This is a genomic window from Streptomyces sp. NPDC002671 (genome assembly GCF_053592475.1).
Window position 1 is genome coordinate 23,212 of record NZ_JBSFVU010000016.1, and the last position, 25,902, is coordinate 49,113.

23 protein-coding genes and 3 pseudogenes are annotated in these 25,902 nt (G+C 70.0%); 9 read left to right on the plus strand and 17 right to left on the minus strand.

Annotated elements, in window-relative coordinates; genetic code table 11:
• Positions 1 to 130: 130 nt before the first annotated feature.
• The 9 genes and pseudogenes from ACWD35_RS24375 to ACWD35_RS24415 all read right to left on the minus strand — a co-directional run.
• Positions 131 to 445: pseudogene (locus ACWD35_RS24375) on the minus strand (transposase); the annotation flags it as partial.
• On the minus strand, positions 436 to 807 hold the full coding sequence (locus tag ACWD35_RS24380; RefSeq protein ID WP_451353553.1) for an RNaseH domain-containing protein: 372 nt from the start codon (positions 805 to 807) through the stop codon (positions 436 to 438). The gene ACWD35_RS24380 and the pseudogene ACWD35_RS24375, both read right to left, overlap by 10 nt.
• Positions 699 to 1,625 (minus strand): annotated as a pseudogene (locus tag ACWD35_RS24385) (hypothetical protein); the annotation flags it as partial. The gene ACWD35_RS24380 and the pseudogene ACWD35_RS24385, both read right to left, overlap by 109 nt.
• 29 nt (positions 1,626 to 1,654) lie before the next feature.
• Positions 1,655 to 2,782: an LLM class flavin-dependent oxidoreductase gene (locus ACWD35_RS24390; protein WP_451353402.1), complete on the minus strand. Its 1,128-nt coding sequence runs from the start codon at positions 2,780 to 2,782 to the stop codon at positions 1,655 to 1,657.
• Between the two features lie 16 nt (positions 2,783 to 2,798).
• A complete protein-coding gene (locus tag ACWD35_RS24395; protein WP_451353403.1) occupies positions 2,799 to 3,932 on the minus strand; it encodes an LLM class flavin-dependent oxidoreductase in 1,134 nt (377 codons plus the stop codon).
• Positions 3,929 to 5,356: an NtaA/DmoA family FMN-dependent monooxygenase gene (locus ACWD35_RS24400; protein ID WP_451353404.1), complete on the minus strand. Its 1,428-nt coding sequence runs from the start codon at positions 5,354 to 5,356 to the stop codon at positions 3,929 to 3,931. The genes ACWD35_RS24395 and ACWD35_RS24400 overlap by 4 nt, the downstream gene beginning before the upstream one ends.
• 17 nt (positions 5,357 to 5,373) lie before the next feature.
• Complete coding sequence (locus ACWD35_RS24405) at positions 5,374 to 6,576, minus strand: LLM class flavin-dependent oxidoreductase (RefSeq protein WP_451353405.1); 1,203 nt, start codon at positions 6,574 to 6,576, stop codon at positions 5,374 to 5,376.
• Positions 6,577 to 6,651: 75 nt separating this feature from the next.
• The gene (locus ACWD35_RS24410; protein ID WP_451353406.1) at positions 6,652 to 6,954 is read right to left on the minus strand and encodes a putative leader peptide; all 303 of its coding nucleotides are present in this window, start codon (positions 6,952 to 6,954) and stop codon (positions 6,652 to 6,654) included.
• Positions 6,866 to 7,825 (minus strand): glutathione S-transferase C-terminal domain-containing protein, encoded by a 960-nt coding sequence (locus ACWD35_RS24415; RefSeq protein ID WP_451353407.1) that lies wholly within the window; start codon positions 7,823 to 7,825, stop codon positions 6,866 to 6,868. The genes ACWD35_RS24410 and ACWD35_RS24415 overlap by 89 nt, the downstream gene beginning before the upstream one ends.
• Positions 7,826 to 8,359: 534 nt before the next feature.
• Between ACWD35_RS24415 and ACWD35_RS24420 the strand changes: the two genes are divergently transcribed.
• From ACWD35_RS24420 to ACWD35_RS24445, 6 genes are read left to right on the plus strand one after another with little or no spacing between them, the layout of a single operon-like run.
• Complete coding sequence (locus ACWD35_RS24420; RefSeq protein ID WP_451353408.1) at positions 8,360 to 9,151, plus strand: GntR family transcriptional regulator; 792 nt, start codon at positions 8,360 to 8,362, stop codon at positions 9,149 to 9,151.
• Between the two features lie 47 nt (positions 9,152 to 9,198).
• Positions 9,199 to 9,426, plus strand: a complete 228-nt coding sequence (locus ACWD35_RS24425) for a 4Fe-4S dicluster domain-containing protein (RefSeq protein WP_390855353.1) — start codon at positions 9,199 to 9,201, stop codon at positions 9,424 to 9,426.
• 15 nt (positions 9,427 to 9,441) lie between these two features.
• Positions 9,442 to 10,788, plus strand: coding sequence for an ABC transporter substrate-binding protein (locus tag ACWD35_RS24430; protein WP_451353409.1), 1,347 nt, complete (start codon positions 9,442 to 9,444; stop codon positions 10,786 to 10,788).
• Positions 10,785 to 11,666, plus strand: a complete 882-nt coding sequence (locus ACWD35_RS24435) for an ABC transporter permease (RefSeq protein WP_451353410.1) — start codon at positions 10,785 to 10,787, stop codon at positions 11,664 to 11,666. The genes ACWD35_RS24430 and ACWD35_RS24435 overlap by 4 nt, the downstream gene beginning before the upstream one ends.
• Positions 11,650 to 12,450 (plus strand): ABC transporter ATP-binding protein, encoded by an 801-nt coding sequence (locus tag ACWD35_RS24440; protein WP_451353411.1) that lies wholly within the window; start codon positions 11,650 to 11,652, stop codon positions 12,448 to 12,450. Before ACWD35_RS24435 ends, ACWD35_RS24440 begins: the two co-directional genes overlap by 17 nt.
• Entirely contained in the window at positions 12,447 to 15,209 is a 2,763-nt protein-coding gene (locus tag ACWD35_RS24445) for a fumarate reductase/succinate dehydrogenase flavoprotein subunit (RefSeq protein WP_451353412.1), read from the plus strand. Before ACWD35_RS24440 ends, ACWD35_RS24445 begins: the two co-directional genes overlap by 4 nt.
• Positions 15,210 to 15,431: 222 nt before the next feature.
• Here ACWD35_RS24445 and ACWD35_RS24450 read toward each other — a convergent pair.
• The 8 genes and pseudogenes from ACWD35_RS24450 to ACWD35_RS24485 form a co-directional block, all read right to left on the minus strand.
• Positions 15,432 to 15,566 (minus strand): annotated as a pseudogene (locus ACWD35_RS24450) (LLM class flavin-dependent oxidoreductase); the annotation flags it as partial.
• A 50-nt stretch (positions 15,567 to 15,616) separates the two neighbouring features.
• Positions 15,617 to 16,183, minus strand: coding sequence for an NADPH-dependent FMN reductase (ssuE, locus tag ACWD35_RS24455; RefSeq protein WP_451353413.1), 567 nt, complete (start codon positions 16,181 to 16,183; stop codon positions 15,617 to 15,619).
• A gap of 86 nt (positions 16,184 to 16,269) precedes the next feature.
• Positions 16,270 to 17,253, minus strand: a complete 984-nt coding sequence (locus tag ACWD35_RS24460) for an ABC transporter substrate-binding protein (RefSeq protein WP_451353414.1) — start codon at positions 17,251 to 17,253, stop codon at positions 16,270 to 16,272.
• Positions 17,254 to 17,292: 39 nt separating this feature from the next.
• Complete coding sequence (locus tag ACWD35_RS24465; protein ID WP_451353415.1) at positions 17,293 to 18,099, minus strand: amino acid ABC transporter ATP-binding protein; 807 nt, start codon at positions 18,097 to 18,099, stop codon at positions 17,293 to 17,295.
• Positions 18,096 to 19,124: an amino acid ABC transporter permease gene (locus tag ACWD35_RS24470; protein ID WP_451353416.1), complete on the minus strand. Its 1,029-nt coding sequence runs from the start codon at positions 19,122 to 19,124 to the stop codon at positions 18,096 to 18,098. Before ACWD35_RS24470 ends, ACWD35_RS24465 begins: the two co-directional genes overlap by 4 nt.
• A 21-nt stretch (positions 19,125 to 19,145) precedes the next feature.
• A complete protein-coding gene (locus ACWD35_RS24475) occupies positions 19,146 to 20,102 on the minus strand; it encodes an ABC transporter substrate-binding protein (RefSeq protein ID WP_451353417.1) in 957 nt (318 codons plus the stop codon).
• Complete coding sequence (locus tag ACWD35_RS24480) at positions 20,099 to 20,614, minus strand: GNAT family N-acetyltransferase (protein WP_451353418.1); 516 nt, start codon at positions 20,612 to 20,614, stop codon at positions 20,099 to 20,101. Before ACWD35_RS24480 ends, ACWD35_RS24475 begins: the two co-directional genes overlap by 4 nt.
• A complete protein-coding gene (locus tag ACWD35_RS24485) occupies positions 20,611 to 21,747 on the minus strand; it encodes an LLM class flavin-dependent oxidoreductase (protein WP_451353419.1) in 1,137 nt (378 codons plus the stop codon). The genes ACWD35_RS24480 and ACWD35_RS24485 overlap by 4 nt, the downstream gene beginning before the upstream one ends.
• 702 nt (positions 21,748 to 22,449) lie before the next feature.
• Here ACWD35_RS24485 and ACWD35_RS24490 point away from each other — a divergent pair.
• The 3 genes from ACWD35_RS24490 to ACWD35_RS24500 all read left to right on the plus strand — a co-directional run bounded on the left by ACWD35_RS24490 (position 22,450) and on the right by ACWD35_RS24500 (position 25,601).
• Positions 22,450 to 23,484: an amino acid ABC transporter permease gene (locus tag ACWD35_RS24490; protein WP_451353420.1), complete on the plus strand. Its 1,035-nt coding sequence runs from the start codon at positions 22,450 to 22,452 to the stop codon at positions 23,482 to 23,484.
• 289 nt (positions 23,485 to 23,773) lie between these two features.
• Positions 23,774 to 24,358, plus strand: a complete 585-nt coding sequence (locus ACWD35_RS24495) for a winged helix-turn-helix domain-containing protein (RefSeq protein WP_451353421.1) — start codon at positions 23,774 to 23,776, stop codon at positions 24,356 to 24,358.
• A 13-nt stretch (positions 24,359 to 24,371) separates the two neighbouring features.
• Positions 24,372 to 25,601 carry an acyl-CoA dehydrogenase family protein gene (locus ACWD35_RS24500; protein WP_451353422.1) on the plus strand — a complete coding sequence of 410 codons (1,230 nt, stop codon included), beginning with the start codon at positions 24,372 to 24,374 and terminating at the stop codon, positions 25,599 to 25,601.
• Positions 25,602 to 25,902 lie beyond the last annotated feature (301 nt).

Genomic DNA, 25,902 nt, shown 5'->3' on the forward strand with positions numbered 1-25,902 from the left:
TGCCATGTGGTACCCAGGGACGGCCCCGGGATCAGGACAGGTGCGTCTTCTGGCCCGTCAAAGCGGTATTGCAGAGTGTTCGGTGGTGTCTCGCTCACCCGTCCGAGCCTCTCATCTGTCACGACAGCCCCTATGAGCGGGGTGCTGGCTGTACCTGTTTGACCAGGTGGAAGACCTCTCGGGCCGCATAGCGTTTGAGGCAACGGACGATTTCGCGTCCGGTCTTGCCCTCCTTGATCCGGCGCTCGTAATAGTCCTGGGTACGCGGGTCAACCCGCAGACGGGTGAACACGATGCGATGGAGCGCGGCGTTGGCCTGCCGGTCGCCGCGGTTGAGGCGACGGAACTGTCGGCGTCCCGAGGAGCGCTTGACAGGGCTGACACCGCACAGCGCGGCGAACGACGCCTCGCTGTCCAGCCGTTCCGGGTTGTCCCCTACCGTGATTCGCTGACCTCCGGGATTTCGGCTGTCTTGACCAGGCCGAGCAGGAACTGGGGGTAGGGAATCCAGCGTCCCGTCCGCTCGTCCCAGCCTGTGACGGCCGCCAGGCCGCTGCCCGGTGCCAGCGGCGTGACCATGACGGCCACCGGGGTGTGGCGGGGCAGTCGGGTGGGGCCGTCCTTGCGCCGCTTGACCATGTACGTGGCGACGTAGCGCAGGTCCTTGGGATCGCTTCGCCGAGCGTGTGCTCGGGCAGGACACGGACGCCGTACTGGCGCAGAGCGTCTTCCCCGCCCGAATGAACCCGGTGGGAGAGGCTCTTCTCGCTGTTGTAGCCCTCGGCCTTCTTGGGGACGAGCGCGAATTGCGTCAGGACGCCCGCATCCGCGCGGCCCAGCCGGAGCGCGTATTTGGGGTCATCCAGACGGTGGGCGAAGTCCTGGCGGCGGTCGATCTCCACGAGGGCGAAGCTGGGGTGGAGCGGGTCAGCTCCGTCGTCGGCCAAGAATGCGGCGGCAGTCTTCCGCCGGGCGTTGACACCGGCCTCCAGGGCTTTGCCCCTGGGCCGCGCTGTGGGGTCGATGCCCAAGGTGTCGGTGATTCCCCCGGTGGTGCGCAGGCAGCGGAGACGGAGGGTGAGTTCCGGGGCTTTCCATTCGAGAGTGACGGGGCTTCCGGGTGCGGCCCGCTCGTATGCGTCCTCGGCAGTAGCTGGCTCTGGGCGGCTTCCGTCGCCGTCCAGCCCGAGGACGTCGGCGAGGGCCTCGATGGCTGCATCCCGGAACGACGGGCTCTGCCACAGCAGTCTGGCTTCGACGAGGCACCCGGCTCCCGTCCCCTTGATCGCCTCGGCGGGGTTCTGTCCCTGGTTGATCCGGGCTGCCACCACGAGTGCGGTCCGGCGGGCGCGGGCTTCGCGTGGCGCCTCCGCTTCCTTCTCCGCAGCCTTGGGCTGGGCTGGGCATTGGCGGGGGCGCTGCTGCCGGCGCTCGCCCGGCTGAGGGATGGGACCCGGCGTAGCTGCTCGGGCAGCGCCTGTTCGCCCGGCGAGCGGTCGAAAGTCACGTTCGTGGCCTGCCGGGGAAACCACCAGAAGCCGAGCAAGCGGACCGGCCGAACCCGCACCACTACGATCCAGCAAAGACTGAGCGCCGGGGCCGGCGAGAGTCGGCGAGCCGGCCACTCGGCATCAGGAGCCGGGCCGCGACCTGCTCATCGGCGTTGCCACTCCTCTGCGAGGAGTTGGTAGGAGCGCACCCGGTCGGCGTGGTCGTGGGTGATGGTGGTGATGATCAACTCGTCGGCGCCGGTGGCCTCCTGCAGTTGTTCGAGTTGGTCGGCGACGTGCCCCGGGGAGCCGACGAACTGGGTGTCGACACGGTCGGCGACCAGGGCCCGGTCCGCATCGGTCCAGGTGTGGGCGCGGGCCTGCTCCGGGGTCGGGAAGGGGATGGCGCCCTCGGCGGTGCGGATGCTGCGGACCCATGGGCCGTAGCCGGTGGCCAGTTCGCGGGCGGTCTCGTCGTCCTCGGCGACGACGACGTCGGCGGAGACGCTGACGTAGGGCTTGTCGAGGTGGTCGGACGGCTGGAAGGCGGCGCGGTAGCCCTCGGCTGCTTCCAGTACGGTGGCCGGGCTGACGTGGTAATTGGCCGCGAAACGCAGGCCGTTGCGGCCCGCGACGTCGGCGCTCTGTCCGCCGCTGCTGCCGAGGATCCATACCTGCACCGCGGCGCCCTCGCCGGGGATGGCGTGTGCTTCGACCCCGTCCGGGGAGCGGTAGTCGCCGCGCAGGAGCGCAAGGATGTCATCGACCTGCTCGCCGTAGTCCTGGGGGCCGGCGCCCGGCTGGTGCAGGAGCTGCTGCTGGAGCAGGAAACGGGGCGAACCGATCAGGTGCTCGAAGGAGAAACGTGGCGGGATCTTCAGCCCATTGGGGGCACGCCCGTCGACGACGGGGGTCGTGGTCGGCCGGGGCCCTGCCGTCTGTCCAGGTGGACGTCCGCCCGAGCGGCCGAGGCCCAGGTCGAGTCGCCCGGGGTGCAGGGCGTCGATCAGCCCGAACTCCTCGACGGTGGACAGGGCGGTGCGGTGACCGAGCTGTACGGCACCGGCGCCGATCCTGATCGTGGAGGTCGCGGAGGCGGTCAGGGCCAGGACAACGGCGGGAGAGGTCCCGGCCACGCCCGGGTTGAGGTGGTGCTCGGCGAACCAGTAGCGGGTGTAGCCGAACCGCTCGGTCTGCCGGGCGAGGTCGATGGTGTTGCGCAGCGCCTCTGTGGCGGTGGAGCCGGACGGGATCGGGACGAGGTCGAGGACCCCGAGAGGGATGCCGGACATGGTCGGGTGGTGCTCCTCAGCGGTCGGTGGGCGCGGGTGCCGGTGCGGGCGCGGATACGGACTCGGGCTCAGGTTCGGGGCCGGGCTCGGGCTCGGCGGTGACCGGAGTCCAGGGGAACGGCGGGTCGGGGATGTCGCGTCGTAGAACGGGGGCGATGTCGGACTGGAAGAGTTCGAGTGAGGCGCGGTGCTGGGCTTGAGTGAGGCCGCCTGCGTCGGCGTGCAGATGGAGCACGCTGTGTCCGAACTGCTCGTGGTAGCGGTGCACCTTGTCGATCACCTGCTGCGGGCTGCCGATCAGCGCCGAGCTGCGTTCGACGAAGTCCTCCAGCGTGGCGAACACCGGCTCGACTCCCAGCCGCTTCTGGAACGCGAGATAGCCCTCGAAGACCGGCCGGTAGGCGGCGATCGCTTCCTGCGAGGTGCGGGCCGCGTAGTAGCCGGCCGTCCCTGCTCCGACGACGGCCTGAGCCGGGTCGTGGCCGTAGTGCTCCCAGCGCTCCCGGTAGTGGCGGATCAGTTCGGCGTACGGCTCGATCGGGTGGGTGACGTTGGCCGAGAAGAGCGGATCTCCGTAGCGGGCGGCGAGGTCGACCGATTCCCGGCTGGTCGCGCTGCCGTGCCAGACCCGGATGGGTTGCTGGAGCGGTCTGGGCCAGACCTCGGCGTCCGTCAGCTCGGGGCGGAAGCGGGGGAAGGCGCTCACCTTGTCCTGCCGCCAGATGCGGCGGAACAGCTCGTAGCTCTCGGCGTTGCGGTGCCACTGGTCCTCGGGTGTGACGTGGAACAGCTCGCGCTGGGCGGTGCCGTTGCCCTTGCCGATGATCAGGTCGAGACGGCCGGCGGACAGGTGGTCCAGGGTCGCGTAGTCCTCGTACGCGCGTACCGGGTCGAGCAGGCTGAGGGTGGTGACGGCGGTGAACAGCCGGATCCGGGAGGTCAGCGCGGCGATGTGGCTGAGTACGACCGGTGGCGAGGAGGAGATGAAGGGCCGCTCGTGGCGTTCGCCGACACCGAAGCCGTCGAATCCGAGTTCCTCGGCCAGCAGCGCGTTGTCGATCACCTCGCGGAAGCGCTCGTTGGTCGTCTTCTGGATACCGGTCACCGGATCCGGGGCGTGCACGATGAGGGTGATGGCCAGGAACTTCACGACGCCGCCCGTCGGGTCTCCGCCTCCGCGCGGGCGTCGGGGTGTGCCAGGCCGAGGTGGTCGCGGAGCGTGGTGCCCGTGTAGTCGTGGCGGAACACGCCGCGTTCCTGGAGCAGCGGAACGACGGTGTCGGCGAACTCGTCCAGGCCGCCTGGGGTGATGTGCGGCACCAGGATGAAGCCGTCGGCGGCGTCCGCCTGGACGAAGTGGTTGATCGTCTCGGCGACGGTGGCCGGGGAGCCGATGAACGACTGGCGGCCGGTGGTCTCGATGACCAGCTCGCGGATCGACAGGTTCTCCGCGGCGGCTCGCTCGCGCCACTGCCGGGCGACGGCGAGCGGGTCGCGGAACATCCGGACGCTGGCCCGGCCGCGGGCGATGGTGTTCTCGCCGGGGGCCGGGTCGATGTCGGGGAGCGGACCGTCCGAGTCGTAGGCGGACAGGTCCCGGTTCCAGACATGTTCCAGGTACTTGATCGCCGTCTGGCCGCTGACCTGCTGACGTCGTACCTCATGCGCCAGCTCCTGCGCCTCGGCGTCGGTGTCGCCGAGTACGAAGGTCGCCGCGGGGAGGATCAGCAGTTGGTCGTGGGTTCGGCCGTGACGGGCCAGGCGTCCCTTGACGTCGGTGTAGAAGACCCGGCCCGCCTCCAGGGTGCTGTGCCGGCTGAAGATGGCGTCGGCGCCGGCGGCGGCGAACTCGCGGCCCTCGTCGGAGTCGCCTGCCTGGAAGATCACCGGGCGGCCCTGCGGGCTGCGCGGGACGTTGAACTGGCCGGCGATGTCGAAGTGCTGTCCTTGATGGACGAAGGCTCCGGCCTGCGCGTCCTTGAGGAAGATGCCGGACTGCTGATCAGCGACGATTTCGTCGCCGTGCCAGGAATCGAACAACTCGGTGGCGGTGGCCAGGAACTCCTTGGCCCTGGAATAGCGCTGATCCTGGGGGAGGAAGCCGCCGCGCCGGAAGTTCTCGCCGGTGAAGGCGTCCCACGAGGTGACCACATTCCAGGCGGCGCGTCCGCCCGACAGGTGGTCCAGGCTGGCGAACTGGCGGGCCACCTCGTACGGCTCGTTGAAGGTGGAGTTGATGGTGCCGGTCAGGCCGAGCCGTTCGGTGACGGCGGCGAGCGCGGACAGGACGGTGAAGGTGTCGGGCCGTCCCACCACGTCCAGGTCGTAGATCTGGCCGCCCTGTTCGCGCAGCCGCAGTCCCTCGGCGAGGAACAGGAAGTCGAACTTGGCTCGTTCGGCGGTCCGTGCGAAGTGCGCGAACGAGCTGAACTCGATGTGGCTGCCCGCCCGCGGGTCACTCCACACGGTGGTGTTGTTGACGCCGGGGAAATGGGCCGCGAGATGGATCTGCTTCAGAGGCCTGCCCGAAGTCGCCTTGCTCGTGGCCGGCGTGCCGGTGGTCGGCTTGCTCATGGTGGTACGACTCCCCCTCAGACGGCGGCGTAGCGGTTGGCGGGGCGGGTGAGCCCGAGCAGCCCGCGTAGGGTGTCCGCCTCGTAGGCGCGGCGGAAAGCGCCTCGGCGTTGGAGTTCGGGGACCAGGCCCCGTGTGACCTGCTCCAGGTCGTGGCCGATCACTCCGGGGCGCAGCCGGAAGCCGCTCAGGCCGGCCCGGCGCCACTCCAGCAGCAGGTCCGCCAGTTGTCCGGGCGCACCCGTGAACACCTCGGCGTCGCTGGTGCAGGCATGGCCCGCGAGGCCGTCCAGGCGGGCCTTGCGGTCCTCCGCCGCCGCGGGATCGTCGTCGAGGAACACCACCAGGTCACCGAAGATGTGCAGTGGCTCCTCCGCCCGCCCCGCGGCGGCCTGGGCGGCACGGATCTCGGCGACGACGGTGCGGGCCTGGTCGCTGTCGTGCGGGGTGACGTAACTGATGTCGGCCGAACGGCCCACCAGTTGGTACGGCACGCTCTGGTGCGCGAGCGCACTGACGACAGGCTGGCCCTGCGGGGGCCGAGGGGTGATCGAGGGCCCTCTGACGCTGAAGTGCCTGCCCTCGAAGTCGATGTAGTGCAGCTTGTCACGGTCGATGAAGCGCCCGGTGGCGGCATCGCGGATCTCCGCGTCGTCCTCCCAGCTGTCCCACAGACGGCGCACCACCTCGATGTAGTCGGCGGCCTCCTCGAAGAGTTCGGCGATCAGGTTCCGGCCGGCCGGGGTGTCCCGGTCCTCGGCGCGGAGAGGCGGGAAGGTACGGCGGCCGAAGTGCGCGGCCTCGTGCTGCCGTGCCGACACCTGGACGCGCAGGCCCGCGCGACCGGTGCTGACGTAGTCCAGGGTGGCGATCGCCTTCGAGATGTGGAACGGCTCGGTGTGGGTGGCGACCACGGTCGGCACCAGACCGATGTGCCGGGTCAGCGGGGCGACCCGCGCGGCGACAAGCACGGCGTCCAACCGGCCCCGCACCTGGTCGGTGCGCCCGTCCGGCTCCGTGAGGTGCGAGGACTGCAGGCCGAGCGCGTCCTCGAACGTCACGAAGTCGAGCAGGCCGCGTTCGGCCTCGGTCACGAGATCGGCCCAGTAACCGGCAGTGAACAGGTCGTGGGGCCGGGCGCCCCGCTCACGCCATGCGGCCGGGTGCCAGCCGGTGCCGTCCAGCGCCACGGCAAGGTGAAGAGGGGGATGTGCGGACACGAGAAGGGTGCCTTCCTGGTCGACCGTATGTGATCACCAGTCCTCGTGCAGAAGGACTCGGTGGCGGGGAACAGGTCAGGAACGACAGAGGGCGCCGGCCACCCGTTGCAGATCGATGTGAGGCCGGGAGTACAAGCGGACACAGCCGCGCGCGACGAGAACCCCGGCAGCCGGGACGAGCACGCGGGAAACGGCGGGCAACACCGTCACCTCCGCTCTTCCAGCTGTTTGTCCTGCTCGGATCGGGGCTCGCCGCGCTCCGGCATGGCAGGCCCCATGTCGTCGCAGGTTAGGCGGAGCCGGACGGAGGAAGGTGGAGAGCGTGTTGCGGTTCCATGAAACCGTCCAGAGGCTCCTGGCAGGGCTGAGCGGCGGCACCGTCCGCGATGTGCACCGCCCAGTCCAGGATCTGCACGGCCGCCCCTGCGGCCTCCAGTCCTCGGCAGTGGGCATGGTGCCTGCGGGTGATGCCGTCCAGGTCGAGGTGTCGGCCGAAGGCGGGGTAGGCGGCGAGTCGTCGTGCGTAGGCCCACAGGTGCGGATGCGCGGCGATGCGGTGCACCGCGGCGGCATCCAGGTGCAGTCGGTGCACGGTGTCGATCTGCACCAAGGTCACCCACAACTGCACGTCGGCGGCCGTCATTTCGTCGCCCAGGATGAAGTCCTGAAAGGCGAGCCGCCCCTCCAGTGAACCCAGGGCGCGGAGCAGGGATGTCAGGGCTGTCTGACACTCCCCGGCATCGGTGTCGGCCTGTCCGGCGTGCTGTGCGGCTGCGTTGATGCGGTACTCGCAGAGGTGCTCGACGGCCTCGATCTCCGCCTCGGCGCCGTGCGGGTACAGCGCGGGCCGGTCGGGGTGGTCACGGCCGAAGTACCGGGCCAGGTCGTGCAGGATGTCGGGGGTGTGCGTGCTGACGATCCGCCCCGTCCAGTCGTCGCTCAGCACCGGTGCCGCGGTGGGGCCGGAGTACCGGTGCGAACTGGTCTCGTACAACGGGCGCAGAGCGGAGTGTCCACCGTCGGGTCCGTCGGGCACGGCCGGCAGCAGCACCACGGGGAGGGTCTCTTCCAGGCCGAGCAGGCTGTGGGTGATGGCGATCCGCAGACAGTGGGGGCAGGACAGCGAGAGGTGGAGGCGGTAACGGCGCGGCACAGCGTAGTAGCCACTGCTCGCGTCACGGCCGATCCTGCCCCGGAACGACGGCACCGAGGGGCGGGACGGCACGGTGGTCAAGGGTGCGGCGGGCATGTGTCTCCCTGGGTCCGGGTCCGGGTCCGGCTTCTGGTTCTCAGAGGTGCGGCGGGCAGCACCGGGGGGGTGGGCGCGCGGCGGCGTTGAGGTGTACCCGTATGCGACGGGACGGGTGCCGGTGGGCACCGCCGGTTCAGCGAGGAGCGTTCGCCGCGCTGCAGACGCGCAGGAGATCGATGTGGCGGCGGGAGGTCAGGAGGAGAGACGGCCGGCCAGCACGCACCGAGCGGTCGGCAGGCGGCTCCAGACGCTCCATCATTTCCTATCCATCCACTGGGGAATCTGTACTGGAGTGTCAGGCGGCCTTCGCACCCCGTCAAGAGGGCCTTCTCGCGTCGCGCCCGACGTCTCACATGATGAGAGGATGACGCGACTTCCAGGGGGGCGCTGCGCCGCCGGCACCGGCAGAGACTGGCAGATGCTCCCATCCGTCTGGCGAATACCCAGTTCAGCGACGCATCCGGCAGGGCGTCAGGTGGCGCAACTATCCGGCAACACAATTATTCCTATCGGATAGCTATGGTTCGAGCCATGCCGCCCACCGACCGCATCCGAGACCACGCCGGCCAAGGCGCCGCGACCACGGTCGCCGCCCACCGCAGCCGGCGCAGGCTGCGCGCCGACCGGGCCAGGCAACTCGCCGACCTGCTCCGCCGCCAACTCCTCACCGGCGCCTTCCCCAACGGCGCGCTCCCCCACGAGTCGACTCTCGCCACCGACTACCGCGCCTCCCGCAACACCGTCCGCCAGGCCCTCGGCCTGCTGCGCACCGAGGGTCTCGTCGAGCGCCAGCCCGGTGTCGGCACCCTGGTCGTGGCCCGGAAGTACCCTCACGGCCTCGACCGCCTGCTGGGCCTTGCGGAAACCCTCCGCGAACACGGCCGGGTCACGAACGAGGTCCGCACGATGGGCCCCGTCCCGGCGCCCGCCCCGGTCGCCGAACGACTCCACGTGCCCTCGGGCACCGACGTCCTCTACATCGAGCGCCTGCGCCGTCTGAACGGCCTCCCTCTGTCCCTCGACCTCACCTACATCCCCCTGGACATCGGCACCGCGCTCCTCGCCGCGGACCTGGAGAACACCGACGTCTTCCGCCTGCTGGAGGCGACCTGCGGTCTGCCTCTCGGCCACGCCGAGATCACTCTGGAGGCGGTCAACGCGGACGCCCACTCCGCCGCCGTGCTGCAGGCCCCGCAGGGCGCGGCTGTCCTGATGCTGGAACGTCTCACGCATCTTGCCGACGGCAGGCCCGTCGACCTCGAGTTCATCCGCTTCCGTGGCGACCGCATCGCGATGAGCGGCTCGCTGCACCGCTCCGTCTGACGCCCCCGAAGAGACAACCTTCAGAGACAACCTTCCTGGAGACAGCCATGCCCTTGGCGCCCCAGCGGGCCGACGTGCCCGTGACCATCGACGAGTCGAAGTGCATCGACGGCTGCACGCTCTGCGTGGACATGTGCCCGCTGGACTCCCTCGCCATCGACGCCGGCAGCGGCAAGGCGTACATGCATGTCGACGAGTGCTGGTACTGCGGCCCGTGCGCGGCCCGCTGTCCCACCGGAGCCGTCACGGTCGACATGCCCTATCTGCTCCGTTGAGAGGCCCGAACACCCATGAAACGCACCGCAGTCGCAGTATCGGCAGTGGTCCTGCTGCTCCCGCTCGGCGCCTGCGGCGGTGACGCCGAGGCCGGCAGCCGCTCTACGGTCACCGTCACCGTCGGCTACCAGTCCAAGACCATCAACACCGTCACCGCCGGGACCCTGCTGCGCTCCCTCGGCTACTTCGAGCAGGAGCTCGACTCCCTCCATGACGGTCACACCTACAAGGTCGCCTGGCAGGACTATGCGACGGGTGCCCCCATCACCGCCCAGATGACCGCCGGGAAGATCGATATCGGCTCGATGGGCGATTTCCCGCTCCTGATCAACGCGGCCCGAGGCAAGCAGCTCGGCCGCCCCACCCACCTCGTCTCCGTCACCGGATACAACCTGCGCGGCGGCCTCAACACCATCGTCACCGCGCCGGATTCCAAGCTCGCCTCCCTGCGGGACCTGGCGGGCAAGAGGGTCTCCACCAGCGTCGGTTCCGCCGCCGACGGCACGCTCGTACGGGCCCTGCAGCGCGCCGGCATCGACCCCGGCAAGGGCATCGAGAAGCTCAACCAGCAGCCCGCGGTGGGTGCTTCGGCCCTGGCGGCGGGCAACACGGACGCGCTGTCCCAGTTCGTCGCGTGGCCCGGCCTGCTCGCCTTCCAGGGCAGGGCGAAGGCGCTGTACGACGGAGCGCAGCTGAACCTGCCCACGTTCCACGGTGTCACCGCCCGCGAAGACTTCGCGAAGACGCGCCCGGCCGTGCTGGAGGCGTTCCTGAAGGCCCAGGCGCGGGCCACCGACTACCTGAACGAACACCCCGTCACCACCACCGAGAAGGTCGCGCAGGCCACGGGACTGCCCGCCGAAGTCGTCTACCTCTACAACGGCGCCCATGGCATCTCCGCCTTCGGCCCGGCTCTCAAACCCCAGCTCGTCTCCGCCCTGAAGCAGGACGTGTCGATCCTGAAGTCCGCCAAGCTGACCGGCGACGTGGACGTGGACTCCTTCGTCGACGACCAGTACGCGAAGAAGGCACTCGGCAAGGCCGGGTACGCGAGGCGGCTCGCCGCAACGCCCCCGTCCGCCGCGAGCGAGGTGTGGCCGAAGGGCGCCCGGAAGACCCGCACCTTCACGTCGCCCGTCGAACTGCTGGCCTACGTGGCGAAGCACGCCGACGGCATCCGCGCCGGCTACGTGCCCGACGCCACCACCGGCACCCTGTGGTTCGCCGACAAGGCGGTCTGGGTGGCCGACGGCGCCAAGCTGCTGCCCTTCGTCGCACCGGCGACCGCACAGGCGTACGTCGACGGTCACGTCGGCGCACGCGTCATCACGTATGCCGAGGCGCTGGAGCGGGCGTCGTGACCCGGTACGCGCTGCGCGGGCTGTCCCTGGCCGTCGCCCTCGGCCTGTGGCAGCTGCTGACCACGCTGCACGTCGACCTCTGGCTGCGCTTCTCGCAGTTCCCGACGGTCACCGACGTGGTCCGCGCCTTCGCCGACCGTTTGTCGGGACCCGACTACTGGATGGACCTCACCGACAGCCTCACCCGGATTCTCACCGGTTTCCTGCTCGCCGCCATGCTGGGCGTGGCCGGGGGTGTGCTGGTGGCCCGCTCCCGTCTCGCCGAGGACCTGCTGGGCCCGCTGCTGGAGGTGGTCCGCCCCATCCCGGCGATCGCCCTGGTCCCTGTGGCGATCCTCCTCCTGCCTTCCGACGAACAGGGCATCGTCTTCATCACCTTCACCGCCGCGTTCTTCCCGGTCCTGGTCTCCACCCGGCACGCGGTGCGCGCGCTGGCCCCCGTATGGGAGGACGCGGTGCGCACCATGGGCGGCGGCCGGTGGCGGATCCTCCGCTCGGTCGTCCTGCCGGGCGCGCTGCCCGGCATCTTCGGCGGCCTTTCGGTCGGCGTCGGCGTCGCGTGGATCTGTCTGATCTCCGCCGAGATGATCTCCGGTCAGTACGGGGTCGGCTACCGCACCTGGCAGGACTACACGGTGCTCGACTACCCCGGCGTGTTCGTCGGCATGGTCACGATCGGCGTGCTCGGCTGGCTCACCTCCACCGCTGTCGAGCTACTGGGCCGCCGTCTCACCCGCTGGCTGCCGCGCACCTCGTACGCCCCCGGCGCCCGGCCCCGGGTTCCCAGGGCAACGGGTCCACGGCCGGAGCCCTCAGCGGTACGCACCTCATCCCCCGCATCCGAGGCCGAGGAGACGCGCGATGAGCACCTCGTCTGAGACGACGACGGCCACCGTCGGTGCCGCCGCTGTGAGGAGGACCGCGCCCGTGGGCGGCGCACGGCTCACCCTCCGCGCCGCCGATCTCGGCCATCCCGGCTCCCTCGCCCTGGCCGAAGTCGATCTGGACATCGCGCCCGGCGAGATCCTCACCGTCGTCGGCCCCTCCGGCTGTGGCAAGTCGACCCTCCTGCGCGCCCTGGCCGGCCTCCTGCCCCCGCTCGCCGGGCAGCTCACCGAGGACGAACACCTGCTGACCAGCCCGTCCGTCGAGCGAGCCCTGGTCTTCCAGGAGGACGCCCTCCTGCCCTGGCGCACCCTGCGCGCCAACGTCGAACTCCCGCTGGCCATCCGTGGCCTGCCGCGCGCCGAACGCCGCACGCAGGCCGAGGCGTGGCTGGCCCGGGTCGGCCTCGCCGAGCACGCCCGCCAGTTGCCCCACCGCGTCTCCGGCGGGCAGCGTCAGCGCGCGCAGTTGGCCCGTGCCCTCGCCGGCCGCCCGCGCACCGTCCTGATGGACGAACCGTTCGGTGCTCTGGACGCCCAGACCCGGTCCGGAATGCAGGACCTGCTGGTGGAGGTGCTGCACGGCACGGGCGCGACCGTCGTCTTCGTCACCCACGACGTGGAAGAAGCCCTGTTCCTCGGCGACCGCGTGGCCGTGCTGGGCGCGGGCCGGCTCGCAGCCGTACGGGACGTACCGCGCCCGCGCGAGCGCGCCGCCCACGACGATCCGGCGCGCATCGCCCTGCGGCGCGACATCCTCACGTCACTCGGTTCTTGAAAGGCACCCTGGTGGACACCCCCCTGGAAATCCCGGCCCTCGCCGACGCCGAGGAGCTGACCTGCGACGTCCTCGTCATCGGCGGCGGCACGGCCGGCACCATGGCGGCGCTGACCGCCGCCGAGCACGGTGCGGACGTCCTGTTGCTGGAGAAGGCGCACGTCCGCCACTCCGGCGCGCTCGCCATGGGCATGGACGGCGTCAACAACGCGGTCATCCCCGGCCGTGCCGAACCCGACGACTACGTCGCCGAGATCACCCGTGCCAACGACGGCATCGTCGACCAGACCACCGTTCGCCAGACCGCCACCCGCGGCTTCGCCATGGTGCGGCGACTGGAGTCGTACGGGGTCAAGTTCGAGAAGGACGAGCACGGCGAGTACGCGGTCCGCCAGGTCCACCGCTCCGGCTCGTACGTGCTGCCCATGCCCGAGGGCAAGGACGTGAAGAAGGTCCTGTACCGGCAGCTGCGGCGGCGCGAGATGCGCGAGCGGATCCGGATCGAGAACCGGGTGATGCCGGTGCGCGTGCTGACGGTTCGGGGGCAGGCCGTGGGGGCGGCGGGCTTCCACACGCGCACGGGTGCGTTCGTCGTCGTCCGCGCGGGCGCGGTGATCCTGGCGACCGGCCCCTGCGGACGGCTCGGCCTGCCCGCGTCCGGCTATCTGTACGGCACGTACGAGAACCCGACCAACGCGGGTGACGGCTATGCGATGGCCTACCACGCCGGTGCCGAACTGACCGGTATCGAGTGCTTCCAGATCAACCCGCTGATCAAGGACTACAACGGGCCGGCCTGCGCCTACGTCGCCAATCCTTTCGGTGGCTACCAGGTCAACCGGCACGGGGAACGCTTCGTCGACTCCGACTACTGGTCGGGTCAGATGATGGCGGAATTCGCGGCGGAGGTGGCGAGCGACCGGGGCCCTGTCTACCTGAAGCTGAGCCATCTCCCGGAGGAGTCGGTCACGGCCCTGGAGTCCATCCTGCACTCCACCGAGCGCCCGACCCGCGGCACCTTCCACGCGGGCCGCGGCCACGACTACCGAACCCACGACGTCGAGATGCACATCTCGGAGATCGGCCTGTGTGGCGGCCACTCGGCCTCGGGTGTGCGGGTCGACGACCACGCCCGCACAACCGTCCCCCGCCTGTACGCGGCCGGGGACCTGGCCTGTGTGCCGCACAACTACATGATCGGCGCGTTCGTCTTCGGCGAGGTGGCGGGCGCGGACGCCGCACAGTACCCGCCGTACGAAGGGGACCTTCCCTCCGGCCAACTGCGCGAGGCGCACGAGCTGATCTACCGTCCGCTGCGCAACCCCGACGGCCCGCCGCAGCCCCAGGTCGAGTACAAGCTGCGCCGCTTCGTGAACGACTACGTGGCTCCACCGAAGTCCGGCGCCCGGCTGTCGCTGGCCCTGGAGGCGTTCGAGCGGATGCGCGCCGACATCGCCGCGATGGGCGCGCGCTCCCCGCACGAGCTGATGCGCTGCGCGGAGGTCACGTTCATCCGCGACTGCGCGGAGATGGCCGCGCGGGCTTCCCTGGCCCGCACGGAATCCCGCTGGGGCCTCTACCACGACCGTCTCGACCACCCGTACCGTGACGACACGTCCTGGTTCCACCATCTGGATCTGCGTAAGTCCCCTTCCGGTGCAATGGAGTTCACGGCCCGTCCCGTGGCGCCCTATCTGGTTCCGGTCGACGGTTTCACCCCGGCCGGCGGCCCCTCCCGGCACCTCGGCGAGGTCCACCCGGAGAAGGTGGCGACCGCAGGGTCCCGGGAGGTGGCCCCGGTGACGATGCGGCAGGAGCCCGCCGTGACCGGTACAACCGCCCGCCCAGATACCGACGCGAGGGCGGCGGCCACACCGCGCCTGCTCGAACTACTCGCCCTTGCGGAGAACGAGCCCGAACTCCCGCTTCTCACCCCCTACTTGACCGACCCGGAGCCCGCTGTCCGCAGCACGGCCGTCGCCGTCCTGACGGAGACCGTGCCACCGGGAACCGGACCGGCACTGGCCGCGGCGCTCGCCGACACCGACGCCGGCGTCCGCGCCGCCGCGGCCGCCTCGCTGCGCGAACTGGTCGAGACCCTGGCCCCCGAACCGGCCCTGCGTGACGGCCTCTTGGCCGCCCTCTCCGATGCCGATCCCGTCGTCCGTGCCGCCGCACTGGACGTCCTGCGCGGCCTGCGCGTCGGTGACGTCGACCTGTTCGTGGTCTTGCTGTCGGACTCCGCCATCGCTGTCCGTATCGCGGCCGTGCGAGCGCTCGTGTCGGTCGACGCCACCGCAGAGGTCGCGGGCGCGGCAGCCACCGAGCCGTCACGCGAGGTCCGCGTCACGATCGCCAAGGCCCTGGCCGGCATGGCTCCGGGTCCGGACTCGGACGTAGTCCGCTCGACCCTTGCCGAACTGGTCGACGATCCCGACGCCCTGGTGCGCGGGGCCGCCTACGAGGCCCTGGGCACGACCGGCTGTCCGACCCTTCTGGCCGTACATGCCGAGTCAGCCCTGTCCGACCCGGCCTGGCAGGTGCGGGCCGGCGCCGCCACCGCCCTGTCCGCCGCGGACCCTGACGTGGCCGTCCCCGCACTCGCCAAGGCCGTCGCCGACCCCAACGCCGACGTCCGCAAGGCCGCGGTACTGGCCCTGACCCGGCACCGTGCCACCGAGGACGCCCGAGCAGCCCTGACCACCGCGACGGCGGACTCGGACGCGGACGTCAGGGCCTATGCGGCGCGGGCACTGTGATGCGTCCTGGCGACGGACAAAGAGCCGGGCTGTGCGCCTCCGGACACCGGGACGACGTCTCCGGCCGATGCGGGCGCCGGCCGCCGTCTGCAGCCGGACGACCAGCAGCGGAGAGTCCGCACAGCTCGTCGCGTTTCCGCGCGCGACCGGACGCGTTCGGGGTCCTCGGAGATCACGTGAGCCGTCGCGGGCTTGCCGCACCGGCGAGGGGTACATGAAGACCTCGGCAGCGCGGGCGATCCGGGTGCGGTAGCCGATGCTCGGCGGCCGGTCACCGCCGGTTGCGGTAACCGGGGTGGCGTGGCCGCCGTCGGCGACATGGCGGCTGTCGCCGTTGGTGGGCAGGAACCAGTGCAGGGTGAGGCTCGTAGAGGTTCACGCCTTTCGCTTGTCGTCGGCGGTCGCGGTCAAGCTGCTCGTCCGGCGGCCACCGGCAGGGTCGTACGGCTGCCGAGGGCGTTGGAGAACTGGTCGACGACCTGGGCGAGGGCCTCGGCCGGGCCCGGCGCGACGGTCAGGGTGCCGTCCTCGCCCACCGCGATGTCCTTGTCGAGCGTGAACCAGCCCTGGACGATGTGCGCGGCGCCCATGGAACTGAGCACCGGGCGCAGGGCGTAGTCGATCGCCAGGACGTGCGCCGTGGTCCCGCCGGTCGCCAGCGGCAGGACCGTCTTGCCGACCAGGGCGTACTGCGGCAGCAGGTCCAGCAGGGACTTCAGCAGCCCGGAGTAGGCGGCCTTGTAGACGGGCGTGCCGATCACGACGCCGTCGGCGCGGTCGAACAGGGCGGTCGCCTCGGCGATCGCCGGGTGCCGGAAGTCGGCGCCGAGCAGTGCCTCGGCGGGGATGGTGCGGACATCGAGGGGGATCACCTCGTGTCCCTGGGCCGTGAGCCGCGCATCCAGGTGGCGCAGCAGCCGTGCGGTACGAGAGGTGGCGGAGGGACTTCCGGAGACAGACAGGACGGTGGCCATGGCGGACCCTTCAGGGGCGTGAGATTTCTTCGTGGGGGTGTGGGGCCGCGTACCGCGGCGTACTGCGGCCCCACACCCAGCAACGGCTACTTGTTGGTCTTCGGCAGGCCGGGAGGATTGATCTCGGACTTGGTCACGGCCTCGTTGGACAGGCCCCAGCGCTTCAGCACCTTGGCGTATGTGCCGTTGCGGATGATCTCGTTGAGTGCGTCGGCGAGCGGCTTGACCAGGCCGCTGTCCTTCTTGGTGGTGGCCGCGATGAGGCCCTGCAGGGTGGCGCCGGCGCCGGAGTACGTGCCGACGACCTCGGTCTTCCCGGTGGTGGCCGCGTGGTAGGCGGCGGTCGGGTTGGGGCCGAGGTAGAGGTCGATCCGGCCGGACTGGAGGGCGAGGTAGGTGTCGCTGTCGTTCTGGTAGTACTTGATGTTCACCGGCTTCAGGCCGGCCTTCACGTCCTCCTTGCTCCACTCGATCAGCAGCTTCTCCTGGTTGGTGCCGCTGCTCACGGCAACCGTCTCGCCCGCCACGTCCTTGGGCCCGGTGACCTTCAGACCGCTGCCCTTCCTGGCCTCGAAGCCGAGGTTGTCCTGGCGGTAGCCGGCGAAGTCGTACTTCTCCTTGCGCTCCTCGGTGTCGGTGATGTTGCTGAAGCCGACGTCGTACTTGGCGCTGTCGAGGCCGACGAAGATGTTCTCCCAGGAGACGGTGTTGATGTGCGGCTTGAGGCCGAGTACGTCGGCGACCAGGTAGGCGATGTCGGGTTCGATGCCGATGACGGTCTTGTTGTCGGTGGCGTAGAAGGTCAGCGGGGCCGCGGAGCCGGACGATCCGACGATCTCCAGGGTGCCTCTCTTGCGGATCGTCTCCGGGACCTCGGCGGCTATGGAGTCGACCTTGCCGGTGGTGATGCGGTGCTGATCAGGGCTCAGGTTGATCTTCGTAGCGGCGCCCTTGGTGGCCGCGACCTCGGTCGTGCCGCCGTCGGAGGGGTTGCTGCACGCGGCGAGGACGAGGGCGGCGGTCAGTCCCAGCGCGGCTGCGGAGGTGCGGCGGGTGAACGAGGTGGACATGGTCGTGCTCCTTGCGATGGCGAAAGGGGTGAGGGGCGGTCAGAGGACCTTGGAGAGGAAGGCGCGGGTGCGCTCGTGCTGCGGGTCGTCCAGTACGGCCGCGGGCGGGCCCTGTTCCACGACGACACCGCCGTCCATGAACACCACGGTGTCGGCGACCTCGCGGGCGAAGCCGATCTCGTGGGTCACGACGATCATGGTGGTTCCGGTGCGGGCCAGGTCGTTGATGACGTCGAGGACTTCGCCGACCAGCTCCGGGTCGAGCGCAGAGGTGGGCTCGTCGAAGAGCAGCACCTTCGGTTCGAGGGCGAGCGCGCGGGCGATGGCGACGCGCTGCTGCTGACCACCGGACAGCTGCCGGGGGTAGGCCCCCGCCTTGTCGGCGAGACCGACCCGGTCGAGGAGCCGACGGGCCCTCTCCTCCGCTTCCTTGCGCGGTCGGCGCAGCGCGGAGACGGGAGCCTCGATGAGGTTGTCCAGCACGGTCAGGTGCGGGAAGAGGTTGAAGTTCTGGAAGACGAACCCGATGTGGGTGCGCTGTTTCAGAACGTCCTTCTCCTTCAGCTCGTGCAGCTTGGCGCCCGAGCGGCGGTAGCCGATGAGTTCGCCGTCGATGCTGATCCAGCCGCGGTTGACCTTCTCCAGGTGGTTGATGGTGCGCAACAGCGTGGACTTTCCGGAGCCGGACGGGCCGAGGATGACGGTGACTTCGCCGGCGCGGACCTGGAGGTCGACGCCGCGCAGCACTTCCAGCGGACCGAAGCTCTTGTGGACGCCGTGGACGTCCACCATCACGTCGTCGACCGTCGGCTTCACGTCCTTGAGGGCCACCGTCACGTCGCTCATCGGCTGTCTCCCAAGGGCTTCAGGGGTACGACGGGCTGGTGACGCTGTGCCGCCGCGGCACGCAGGTCGCGGACGAAGCGGCGGGCGCGCTGGATGGGGGTGGGCGGCGGGGTGCGGTTGGCGCCCCGGGCGAAGTGCCGCTCCACGTAGTACTGGGCGACCGACAGCAGGGAGGTCAGCACCACGTACCAGGCGGTGGCGACCAGAAGCAGCGGGATCACCCGGCCGTTGCGGCCGTAGATCACCTGCACCTGGTAGAACAGCTCACCGATGGACATCACGTAGACCACCGAGGTGCCCTTGAGCAGGCCGATGATCTCGTTGCCGGCCGTCGGCAGGATGGCGCGCATGGCCTGCGGCAGCACGATCCGGCGAATCTGGCGCAGCCGTGGAATGCCCAGCGCGGCGGCGGCCTCCAGCTGCCCGTGGTCTACGGCGATGACGCCGCCGCGGACGATCTCCGCGGCGTAGGCGGCCTGGTGCAGCGTCAGTCCGATGACGGCGGCACCGATGCTGCCGATGAGGCTGTTGCTGTCGACGGACCAGAACACCGGACCGAAGGGGATGCCGACGCCCAACTCCCTGTACAGCGCGCTCAGGTTGAACCAGAACACCAGCTGGACGATCATCGGGATGGAGCGGAAGATCCAGATGTAGGTCCAGGCGACGGTCTGCAGTACCGGGCTGCGCGACAACCGCATGAACGCCAGGACGGTGCCGAGGAGGAAGCCCAGCACAGTGGCGTACGCGGTGAGCTGGAGGGTCACCCCAACCGCCTGGACGATCGTCTCGGACAGGACGTAGTCGCGGAAGACGCCCCACTCCCAGACCGGGTTGGTGACCAGCCCGTGCGCGAACTGGGCGACCAGCACGACCACGGCCACGGCCGCAACCCAGCGGGCGTAGTGGCGGGCGGGGACGACCTTGAGCGAGGCCGGGTCGTCCGGGGCGGACGGTGTTTCGGGGCCGGTGCCCGGGGAGGCCGCGCCGGGTGGCGCGGAGGCGGAATCGGTGGTGAGTCCCATCGTGGTGTTCCTGCTTACTCGTTACGTGTGTTCGGGCGGGTTGATCCGCGACGTGTCGATCGCGGAGGCGGAGGTGCCCCACTTCTTGAGGATTCGGGCGTAGGCGCCGTTCTTGATCAGCTCGTTGACGGCGGAATGGAACGCCTTGGTGAGCGGGGAGCCCTTCTTGAAGGCGAAGCCGACGTCGAGGCGGTGGTACTCGCCGAGGAAGGTGGCCTGCGCGGCGGGTTGTGCGGCCTGGTAGCGCAGGCCGTTGATGGTCGACATGATCACGTCGATGCGGCCCTGCTGGAGCGCGGTGAGCGTCGCCCCGTTCTCCGAGTAGACCTTCACGTCGTACGGTTTCTTGCCCGCCTTGGCACACACCCCCTTCTGCGCGGTGAGGGTCGCCTCGAAGGTGGTGCCGGCCCCGGTGCCGATGGTCAGCCCGCACAGCTGGGTGAGGTCGGTGACCTTCGTCTTGAGCGCAGTGCCACCCGTCTTCACCGCGAAGCCCTGGCCGTCGTCGATATTGGTGACGAAGTCGATGGTCTTCAGGCGTTCGGTGGTGACGCCGAAGTTTCCGGTGCCGACGTCGTACTTGCCGCTGCCGAGGGCGGGCAGGATCGTCTCGAAGGAGGCGTCCTGGCGCTGCAGCTTCACGCCGAGGACCTTGGCCACCGCGTCGGCGAGGTCTATGTCCTGGCCCGCGGGCGGCTTGTCCTGCCCGTTGGGGTAGTACGCCCCGGGCGGGAATCCGATCGAGCTGCCGACCCGCAGCGTGCCCGCCTTGCGGACGTCGGCGGGCAGCAGGGCGGCGACGGAGTCCACCTTGTGTACGGAGGCGACCGGATCGTCGGTCGGCGCGGGGGATGCCTGAGCGCCCGTCGGTATGGTTCCGGAGGTGTCGCCGGAGCCACAGGCGGTCAGCGCCAGTACGGGCAGCAGCGCGATGGCGGCGGCGATGCGCAGGCGGGTTCCGATGCCACGGACGCTCACAGGTCGGCTGCCTTTCCTTGGTGTGGTGCGGTCGGCAGGTGCTTTTCGAACGGCAGGGGCCCGATGGTTTCCGGGTCGGCCTCGGTGTCGAACAGCGGGATGTAGCCGGTCGTCAGGTACAGGCCGCGAGCCTCGGGCTGGCGCGGACCGGTGGTCAGGTAGATCCGCCGGTAGCCGCGGGCGCTCGCCTCGCGCTCCAGCTCGGCGACGACGCGTCGGGCCAGACCGCGCCTCCGGTGGGCGGAGTGCGTCCAGATCCGCTTCAGCTCGGCCGTCGTCTCGTCGTACCGGCGGAAGGCGCCGCCCGCGACCGGCTCGCCACGCTCGAGGAGCAGGAGCAGTACGCCGCCGTACGGCGTGGTGAACTCCTCGTCCGGATAGCGGGCCAGTTCGGCGTGAGCGTCCTTGCCGTAGCGTCGTGAGTACTCGTCACCGAGTTCGCGCAGCAGGGGCTTCACTCTCGGGTCGGCGACCATGACCTGGGTGATCGTCAGTTCGGAGGCGGACGTCATCCGTTCAGCGCCGCCAGGTTCTGCGTGCCGCGGGCCGCCCGCTCGGCATCGCGCTTGGCGACCTCCTCGCGGACGATCGGGATCACGTACCGGCCGAAGTCAATGGCGTCGCCCAGCAGGTCGTAGCCGCGGGCGGAGAGGATGTCGACGCCGAGGTCGTAGTAGTCCAACAGTGCCTGGGCGACCGTCTCCGGGGTGCCGACCAGGGCGTTGGAGTTGCCCGCGCCTCCGGTGGCGGCGGCCGTCGGGGTCCACAGGGCGCGGTCGTAGCGCTCCCCCGCCTCGGCGATGGCGATAAGCCGCTGTGAGCCGGTGTTCTGCGGCGCGGCATGCCCATTGTGGCGCTTGGTGATCGCCTCGCCCTTCTCCTTGCGGGACTTAATCGCACCGACCGTGCGGTGGGCCTTCTCCCGGGCCAGCTCCTCCGTCGGGGCGATGATCGGGCGGAACGCCACCTGGATGCGGGGCAGCTCGGTGCGGCCCGCGGCCTTCGCGGCGGCCTTCACAGCCTCGATCTGTTCGGCGGTCTTGGCCAGGGGCTCGCCCCACAGGCAGTAGATATCGGCCTCGACGCCCCCGGCGGCGTACGCGGCGGGCGACGAGCCGCCGAACGACACGTCCGGGCGGGGCTGTTGGACCGGGAAGACATCGCTGACGAAGTCGTGGAAGCGATAGTGCTCGCCCTCGTGGTCGAAGGGCTCGTGGGTGGTCCAGATCTTCTTGACGATCCGGATGTACTCGCGGGTGCGGGCGTAGCGCTCGTCCTTGGTGAGGGTGTCGCCCTCACGGCCCTGTTCGTGGTCGTTGCCGCCGGTGATGAAGTGCACGGTCAGCCGGCCCTCGCTGATCTGGTCGAGGGTGGCGAAGGTCTTGGCGGCGAAGGTCGGGTACGAGACGTTGGGCCGATGAGCGAGGAGGATCTGGAGGCGGTCCAGCCTGCTCGCGATGTAGGCGGCAGCCGGAGCGGGGTCCGGAGACCCGGAGCCGTAGGCGAACAGCACGCGGTCCCAGCCGTGGTCCTCGTGCGCCCGGGCGAGCCGGAGCGTGTACTCCTTGTCGAAGGCGGCGCCGGAACGCGGGGTGGTCTCTGAGCCGTCGTTGGTGGCGGCGATGCCAAGGAACTCCACGGGCATGGGAGATGGCCTTTCCTCAAGTCCTCTGGGGCCGTGCCGCTCCGTGGGCAGTAGCAGGGCGCGGCGGAGCAGCCCTGGGTGCGGCCGGGTGTGACGGCGCTTCAGGGTGCTGGAAACCAGGTGGTGAGCAGGTGTGATGACGCCGGGGCGTGCGCCTCGGGCGAGGTCGGGCGGCGGCAGCGTCTGTCAGGTCTCGCAGGACCGTCCGTACGCGGGTTCAGCGCGTGTTCAGCGATTGCGTACGACGGTGCTGCGAAGGGAGGAACTCGGCCCGCAACGGGGTCACCGAGGGAGGGAATGGGCCGGTCGGACGGCCCGCTGCCGCGTCAGGCGCAACACGCGGCGGACCACACCCGACCGAAGTCGATGTGGTCACGGGTGACCAGGCGCTGCTCGGCATTCATGCGATTAATTGAGCAGTACATCTCGCTTCTCGTCAACCACGGCCCGGATGCCGGACCGGCGCCCAGCAGTTCCTGTGCGTGGTTGACACATGCGCACGGTGCGCCCATACGATCGAGGACGGACCGGCTCCGCCGCGCTGCGGCGGCCGTACCGGCCGCGTTGAGGGACGCGGCGAACGTGATGACGCCGAAACCCAGCCATCGCCCCGTACCCGCGCTGTGTCTGCGCGGCATCCACGAACGCCCGCCGCCGGGTGGTCACCGACGCCCGCGCCTCCCTCCCCTGGAGAACCTCCTGATGGTCTCGCCATCCGAAATCACCGTTTCTTCCCGCGTCTCCGCAACCGTCCCGCACCCAAGCCACCTCAAAGGCTCCAGCAGCCAAGGCCCCGACGACGAGCTGCCGCACATCGTGCCTCGCCGGCACGTCGGCCGCTGGCTGACGGCTACGGCGGCGCTGCTGGTCTTCGCGATGGTGGTCAACTCCGTCGTACGCAACCGCGCCTTCCAGTGGGACGTGGTCGGCCGGTACTTCACCACCGCCGCCGTACTCGACGGGCTGCTGCTCACCTTGTGGCTGACCGGCGTGGTGATGGTGCTCGGCTTCCTGCTCGGCATACCGCTGGCCGTGATGCGGCTGTCCGCCAACCCGGTGCTCCGCATGCTGAGTTGGGGATACGTGTGGATCTTCCGGTCCACCCCGCTGCTGGTGCAGCTGCTGTTCTGGTTCAACATCGGGGCCCTCTACCCGACGCTCGGCCTCGGCATCCCCTTCGGGCCTCAGCTCGTCACCGTCAAGACGGTCAACCTGCTCGGTCCCACCCTCACCGCCGTCATCGGCCTGACCCTGCACGAAGCCGCCTACGCCGCCGAGGTGGTGCGCGGCGGCATCCTCTCCGTCGACTCCGGCCAGACGGAGGCCGCCCAGGCACTCGGCATCGGCAGGCGGCGCACCCTGCGCCGGATCGTCATCCCGCAGGCGATGCGCTCCATCGTCCCCACCGCGGGGAACATGCTGATCGGCACCCTGAAGGGCACCAGCATCGTCAGCGTGCTGGCCGTGCACGACCTGCTGTACTCGGTGCAGCTGGTCTACAACCAGACCTACCAGGTCATCCCGCTGCTGATGGTGGCCACCCTCTGGTACATCGCCGTCACGACCGTGCTCGGCGCGGGACAGTTCTACGTCGAGCGCCACTACGCGCGCGGCTCCTCCCGCACGCTGCCACCCACGCCTCTGCAAAGGCTCAGGGTCCGTCTGGCCGCGCTTCGTGCCCAGCTGGCCAGGGCGACCGCGCCCGACGCCCGCCCGGCGGCCGACGGTGGCCGTTGAGCCCACCCGCGGTGTTGCGTTCCCTACATTTCCTATCGATTCACTAGGAAAGCATTGACGGCCCGCCCAACGGGTGCGCAGGATGATGCACATGTCCCACACGCAGCAGCGACTCGTTCGTCGTCGGCATGTCGACTTTGGTCACGTCGTCAGCGCCGCCTGCTGTCGCGTGTAGCGCACGCGGCTCACACATCGCGCGTGCCACTCCGTTCCTTCTCTCATCCCCGGCGATCAGGCAGACCCACCCGCTGCACCTGACGGCCCGACGCACTTCTGAAGGACGACCGCCATGACCACGGCACTTCCGGCCCAGGCCACTCCATCGGATTCGCCACTTCCCGACCTGCGCCATCTCCGCCTCGTCGGCGACACCACGCAGAGCGGCTCCGAGGAACACGGTTCCACACCCGTTGTCGGCTACCTCGTACTCATCCCCGAGGGCACCGACCCCGCCCAGCTCTTCGCCGAGAACGTGCCACGGCCGGAGATCCGACCGGTCGCCTACACGGACTCACCTCCCGTGCAGCAGACGGGAGGCGGTGTCATCCGCATCGATGCCGCGCGACACGTCGCCGAGGTGGATGGACGCGAACTCGACCTCACCTACCTGGAGTTCGGGCTGCTGGCACATCTCGTGCGCCATCCCCATCAGGTGCATTCGCGTGAGCAGCTGATGGCCGGCATCTGGGGCTACGACCACATCGGCGACGGCCGCACCGTGGACGTCCACATCGCGCGCCTGCGCCGCAAGCTGGGCAGGGCTCACCGGCACCGAATCGTCACCGTACGACGCGTGGGCTACAAGTACGTGCCCGACCAGCAAGAGAGCCCCAGCCGAGAGAGCACCAACACCGCATCTTGCCGCCGACCTTGAGGAGACCACCACCATGGGCGTTGCCGCTGCGCCGTCCGGTCCCGCCTCGGATTCCGACCGGACCGGGCCCGGGCGTGCGCACTGGCTGCGCGTGGCCCGCGAGACGGCGGACGACCTGGCCACGGACGCGGTGGCCAGGGATCATGCAGGCAAGGCCCCGTTCGATGAGGTGTCCCGGCTGCGCGAGTCGGGGCTGCTGACGCTCCTCATACCGGCAGAGCTCGGGGGAGGCGGCGCGGACTGGCCCACGGCCTACGCGGTCGTCCGGGAGATCGCCGCCGCCGACGGTGCGATCGGTCAGCTGCTCGGCTGTCACTACTTCCTGTCGTGGAGCGCCCGGTTCTTCACCGAGCCCTCTCTCGCCGCTCAGGTCGAGCGGCAGTCCGCGGCGGAGCAGTGGTGCTGGGGCGGTGGTTTCGCGCGCCAGGAACCACCTCTGACGCTGGCCAGGAGAGCCGCCGGCTTCGTGCTCGACGGTCGGCAGAGCTACACAACCGGGGTCCTGGTCGCCGAGCGCCTCGCCGTGCGGGCCGTACGGGCCGACACCGGCGAACCACTCGCCGTCGTCGTCGATCCCGCCCATCACGGGGTGGGGATCGACGGCGACGCCGACACTTTCGGCCAGCGGCTCGCGGCCGGCGGGAGCGTGGAGTTCGACGGTGTACCGGTCGCCGCCGACGACGTACTCGGCTCCCTGTCCGCGGACGAGGATGTCCTGTCGCCCCTGGCTGCTCTGGCATCGCCGGTCGGGCGTCTCCTCTCCGTCCAACTCCGCCTCGGCATGGCCGAGGGAGTGCTCGCCGAGGCCCGTGACTACAGCAGGGCGGGCCACTCACCCTGGCACCCGGACTGGCCGGTCGGCTCCCCCCAGGACCCGCAGGTGCTCACCGCCTACGGAGAACTCACCGTCCTCACCCGCGCCGCGTCCGCGCTCACCGATCAAGCACAGGCAGCCGTGCACGACGGCCTCGTACACGGCGAAGACATCACCTACGACGAGTACGCGGAGATCTCCGTCCTCGTAGCCATGGCCGAAGCCGCCGCCTCCAGGGCTGCACAGGAGTCCACCGCCCGCGCCCTCGACATCATCGGCGCCCGCTCCGCGTCCTCGCGGCTGGGCTTCGACCGCTTCTGGCGCAATGCCCGGACGCACACTTTGTACGAGCCCGTCGCCCACCGGCTCCGCGATGTCGGGGACTATTTCCTCAACGGAGCCCACCCTCCGTTCGTCCTGCCTGTCTGACCTTGCGATTCCGCCGGGCTTTTCCCCGACGGAATCGGCGTGATCGGCAATCCGCCACACATCCCGGCATCCAGACAATTGTGAACGCCGCACTTCGCTCACATGTCGGGCGGTTCAGGATACGAGACGCCCGCGCAGGCGACATTGACTTGGCCGGATTCCGCTGCAACTCTCTTGGCTGTGAGCAAGTCCGAGAACCTCGCCGCGCGCCTGCACGTCGATCTGCGACGTCAGGCCAGCGCCATCTGTGCCGTCGGCCGCTGAACGCACTGACGGGCGCCGCTCTCCCGCTCCGTTTTCA

Bases quoted from the DNA above. Each gene is read 5' to 3' on its own strand.
- ACWD35_RS24390 (WP_451353402.1), bottom strand. From the start codon at position 2,782: ATGTCCGGCATCCCTCTCGGGGTCCTCGACCTCGTCCCGATCCCGTCC.
- ACWD35_RS24400 (WP_451353404.1), bottom strand. From the start codon at position 5,356: ATGAGCAAGCCGACCACCGGCACGCCGGCCACGAGCAAGGCGACTTCG.
- ACWD35_RS24415 (WP_451353407.1), bottom strand. From the start codon at position 7,825: ATGCCCGCCGCACCCTTGACCACCGTGCCGTCCCGCCCCTCGGTGCCG.
- ACWD35_RS24420 (WP_451353408.1), top strand. From the start codon at position 8,360: ATGCCGCCCACCGACCGCATCCGAGACCACGCCGGCCAAGGCGCCGCG.
- ACWD35_RS24425 (WP_390855353.1), top strand. From the start codon at position 9,199: ATGCCCTTGGCGCCCCAGCGGGCCGACGTGCCCGTGACCATCGACGAG.
- ACWD35_RS24430 (WP_451353409.1), top strand. From the start codon at position 9,442: ATGAAACGCACCGCAGTCGCAGTATCGGCAGTGGTCCTGCTGCTCCCG.
- ACWD35_RS24440 (WP_451353411.1), top strand. From the start codon at position 11,650: ATGAGCACCTCGTCTGAGACGACGACGGCCACCGTCGGTGCCGCCGCT.
- ssuE (WP_451353413.1), bottom strand. From the start codon at position 16,183: ATGGCCACCGTCCTGTCTGTCTCCGGAAGTCCCTCCGCCACCTCTCGT.
- ACWD35_RS24460 (WP_451353414.1), bottom strand. From the start codon at position 17,253: ATGTCCACCTCGTTCACCCGCCGCACCTCCGCAGCCGCGCTGGGACTG.
- ACWD35_RS24465 (WP_451353415.1), bottom strand. From the start codon at position 18,099: ATGAGCGACGTGACGGTGGCCCTCAAGGACGTGAAGCCGACGGTCGAC.
- ACWD35_RS24470 (WP_451353416.1), bottom strand. From the start codon at position 19,124: ATGGGACTCACCACCGATTCCGCCTCCGCGCCACCCGGCGCGGCCTCC.
- ACWD35_RS24480 (WP_451353418.1), bottom strand. From the start codon at position 20,614: ATGACGTCCGCCTCCGAACTGACGATCACCCAGGTCATGGTCGCCGAC.
- ACWD35_RS24485 (WP_451353419.1), bottom strand. From the start codon at position 21,747: ATGCCCGTGGAGTTCCTTGGCATCGCCGCCACCAACGACGGCTCAGAG.
- ACWD35_RS24490 (WP_451353420.1), top strand. From the start codon at position 22,450: ATGGTCTCGCCATCCGAAATCACCGTTTCTTCCCGCGTCTCCGCAACC.
- ACWD35_RS24495 (WP_451353421.1), top strand. From the start codon at position 23,774: ATGACCACGGCACTTCCGGCCCAGGCCACTCCATCGGATTCGCCACTT.
- ACWD35_RS24500 (WP_451353422.1), top strand. From the start codon at position 24,372: ATGGGCGTTGCCGCTGCGCCGTCCGGTCCCGCCTCGGATTCCGACCGG.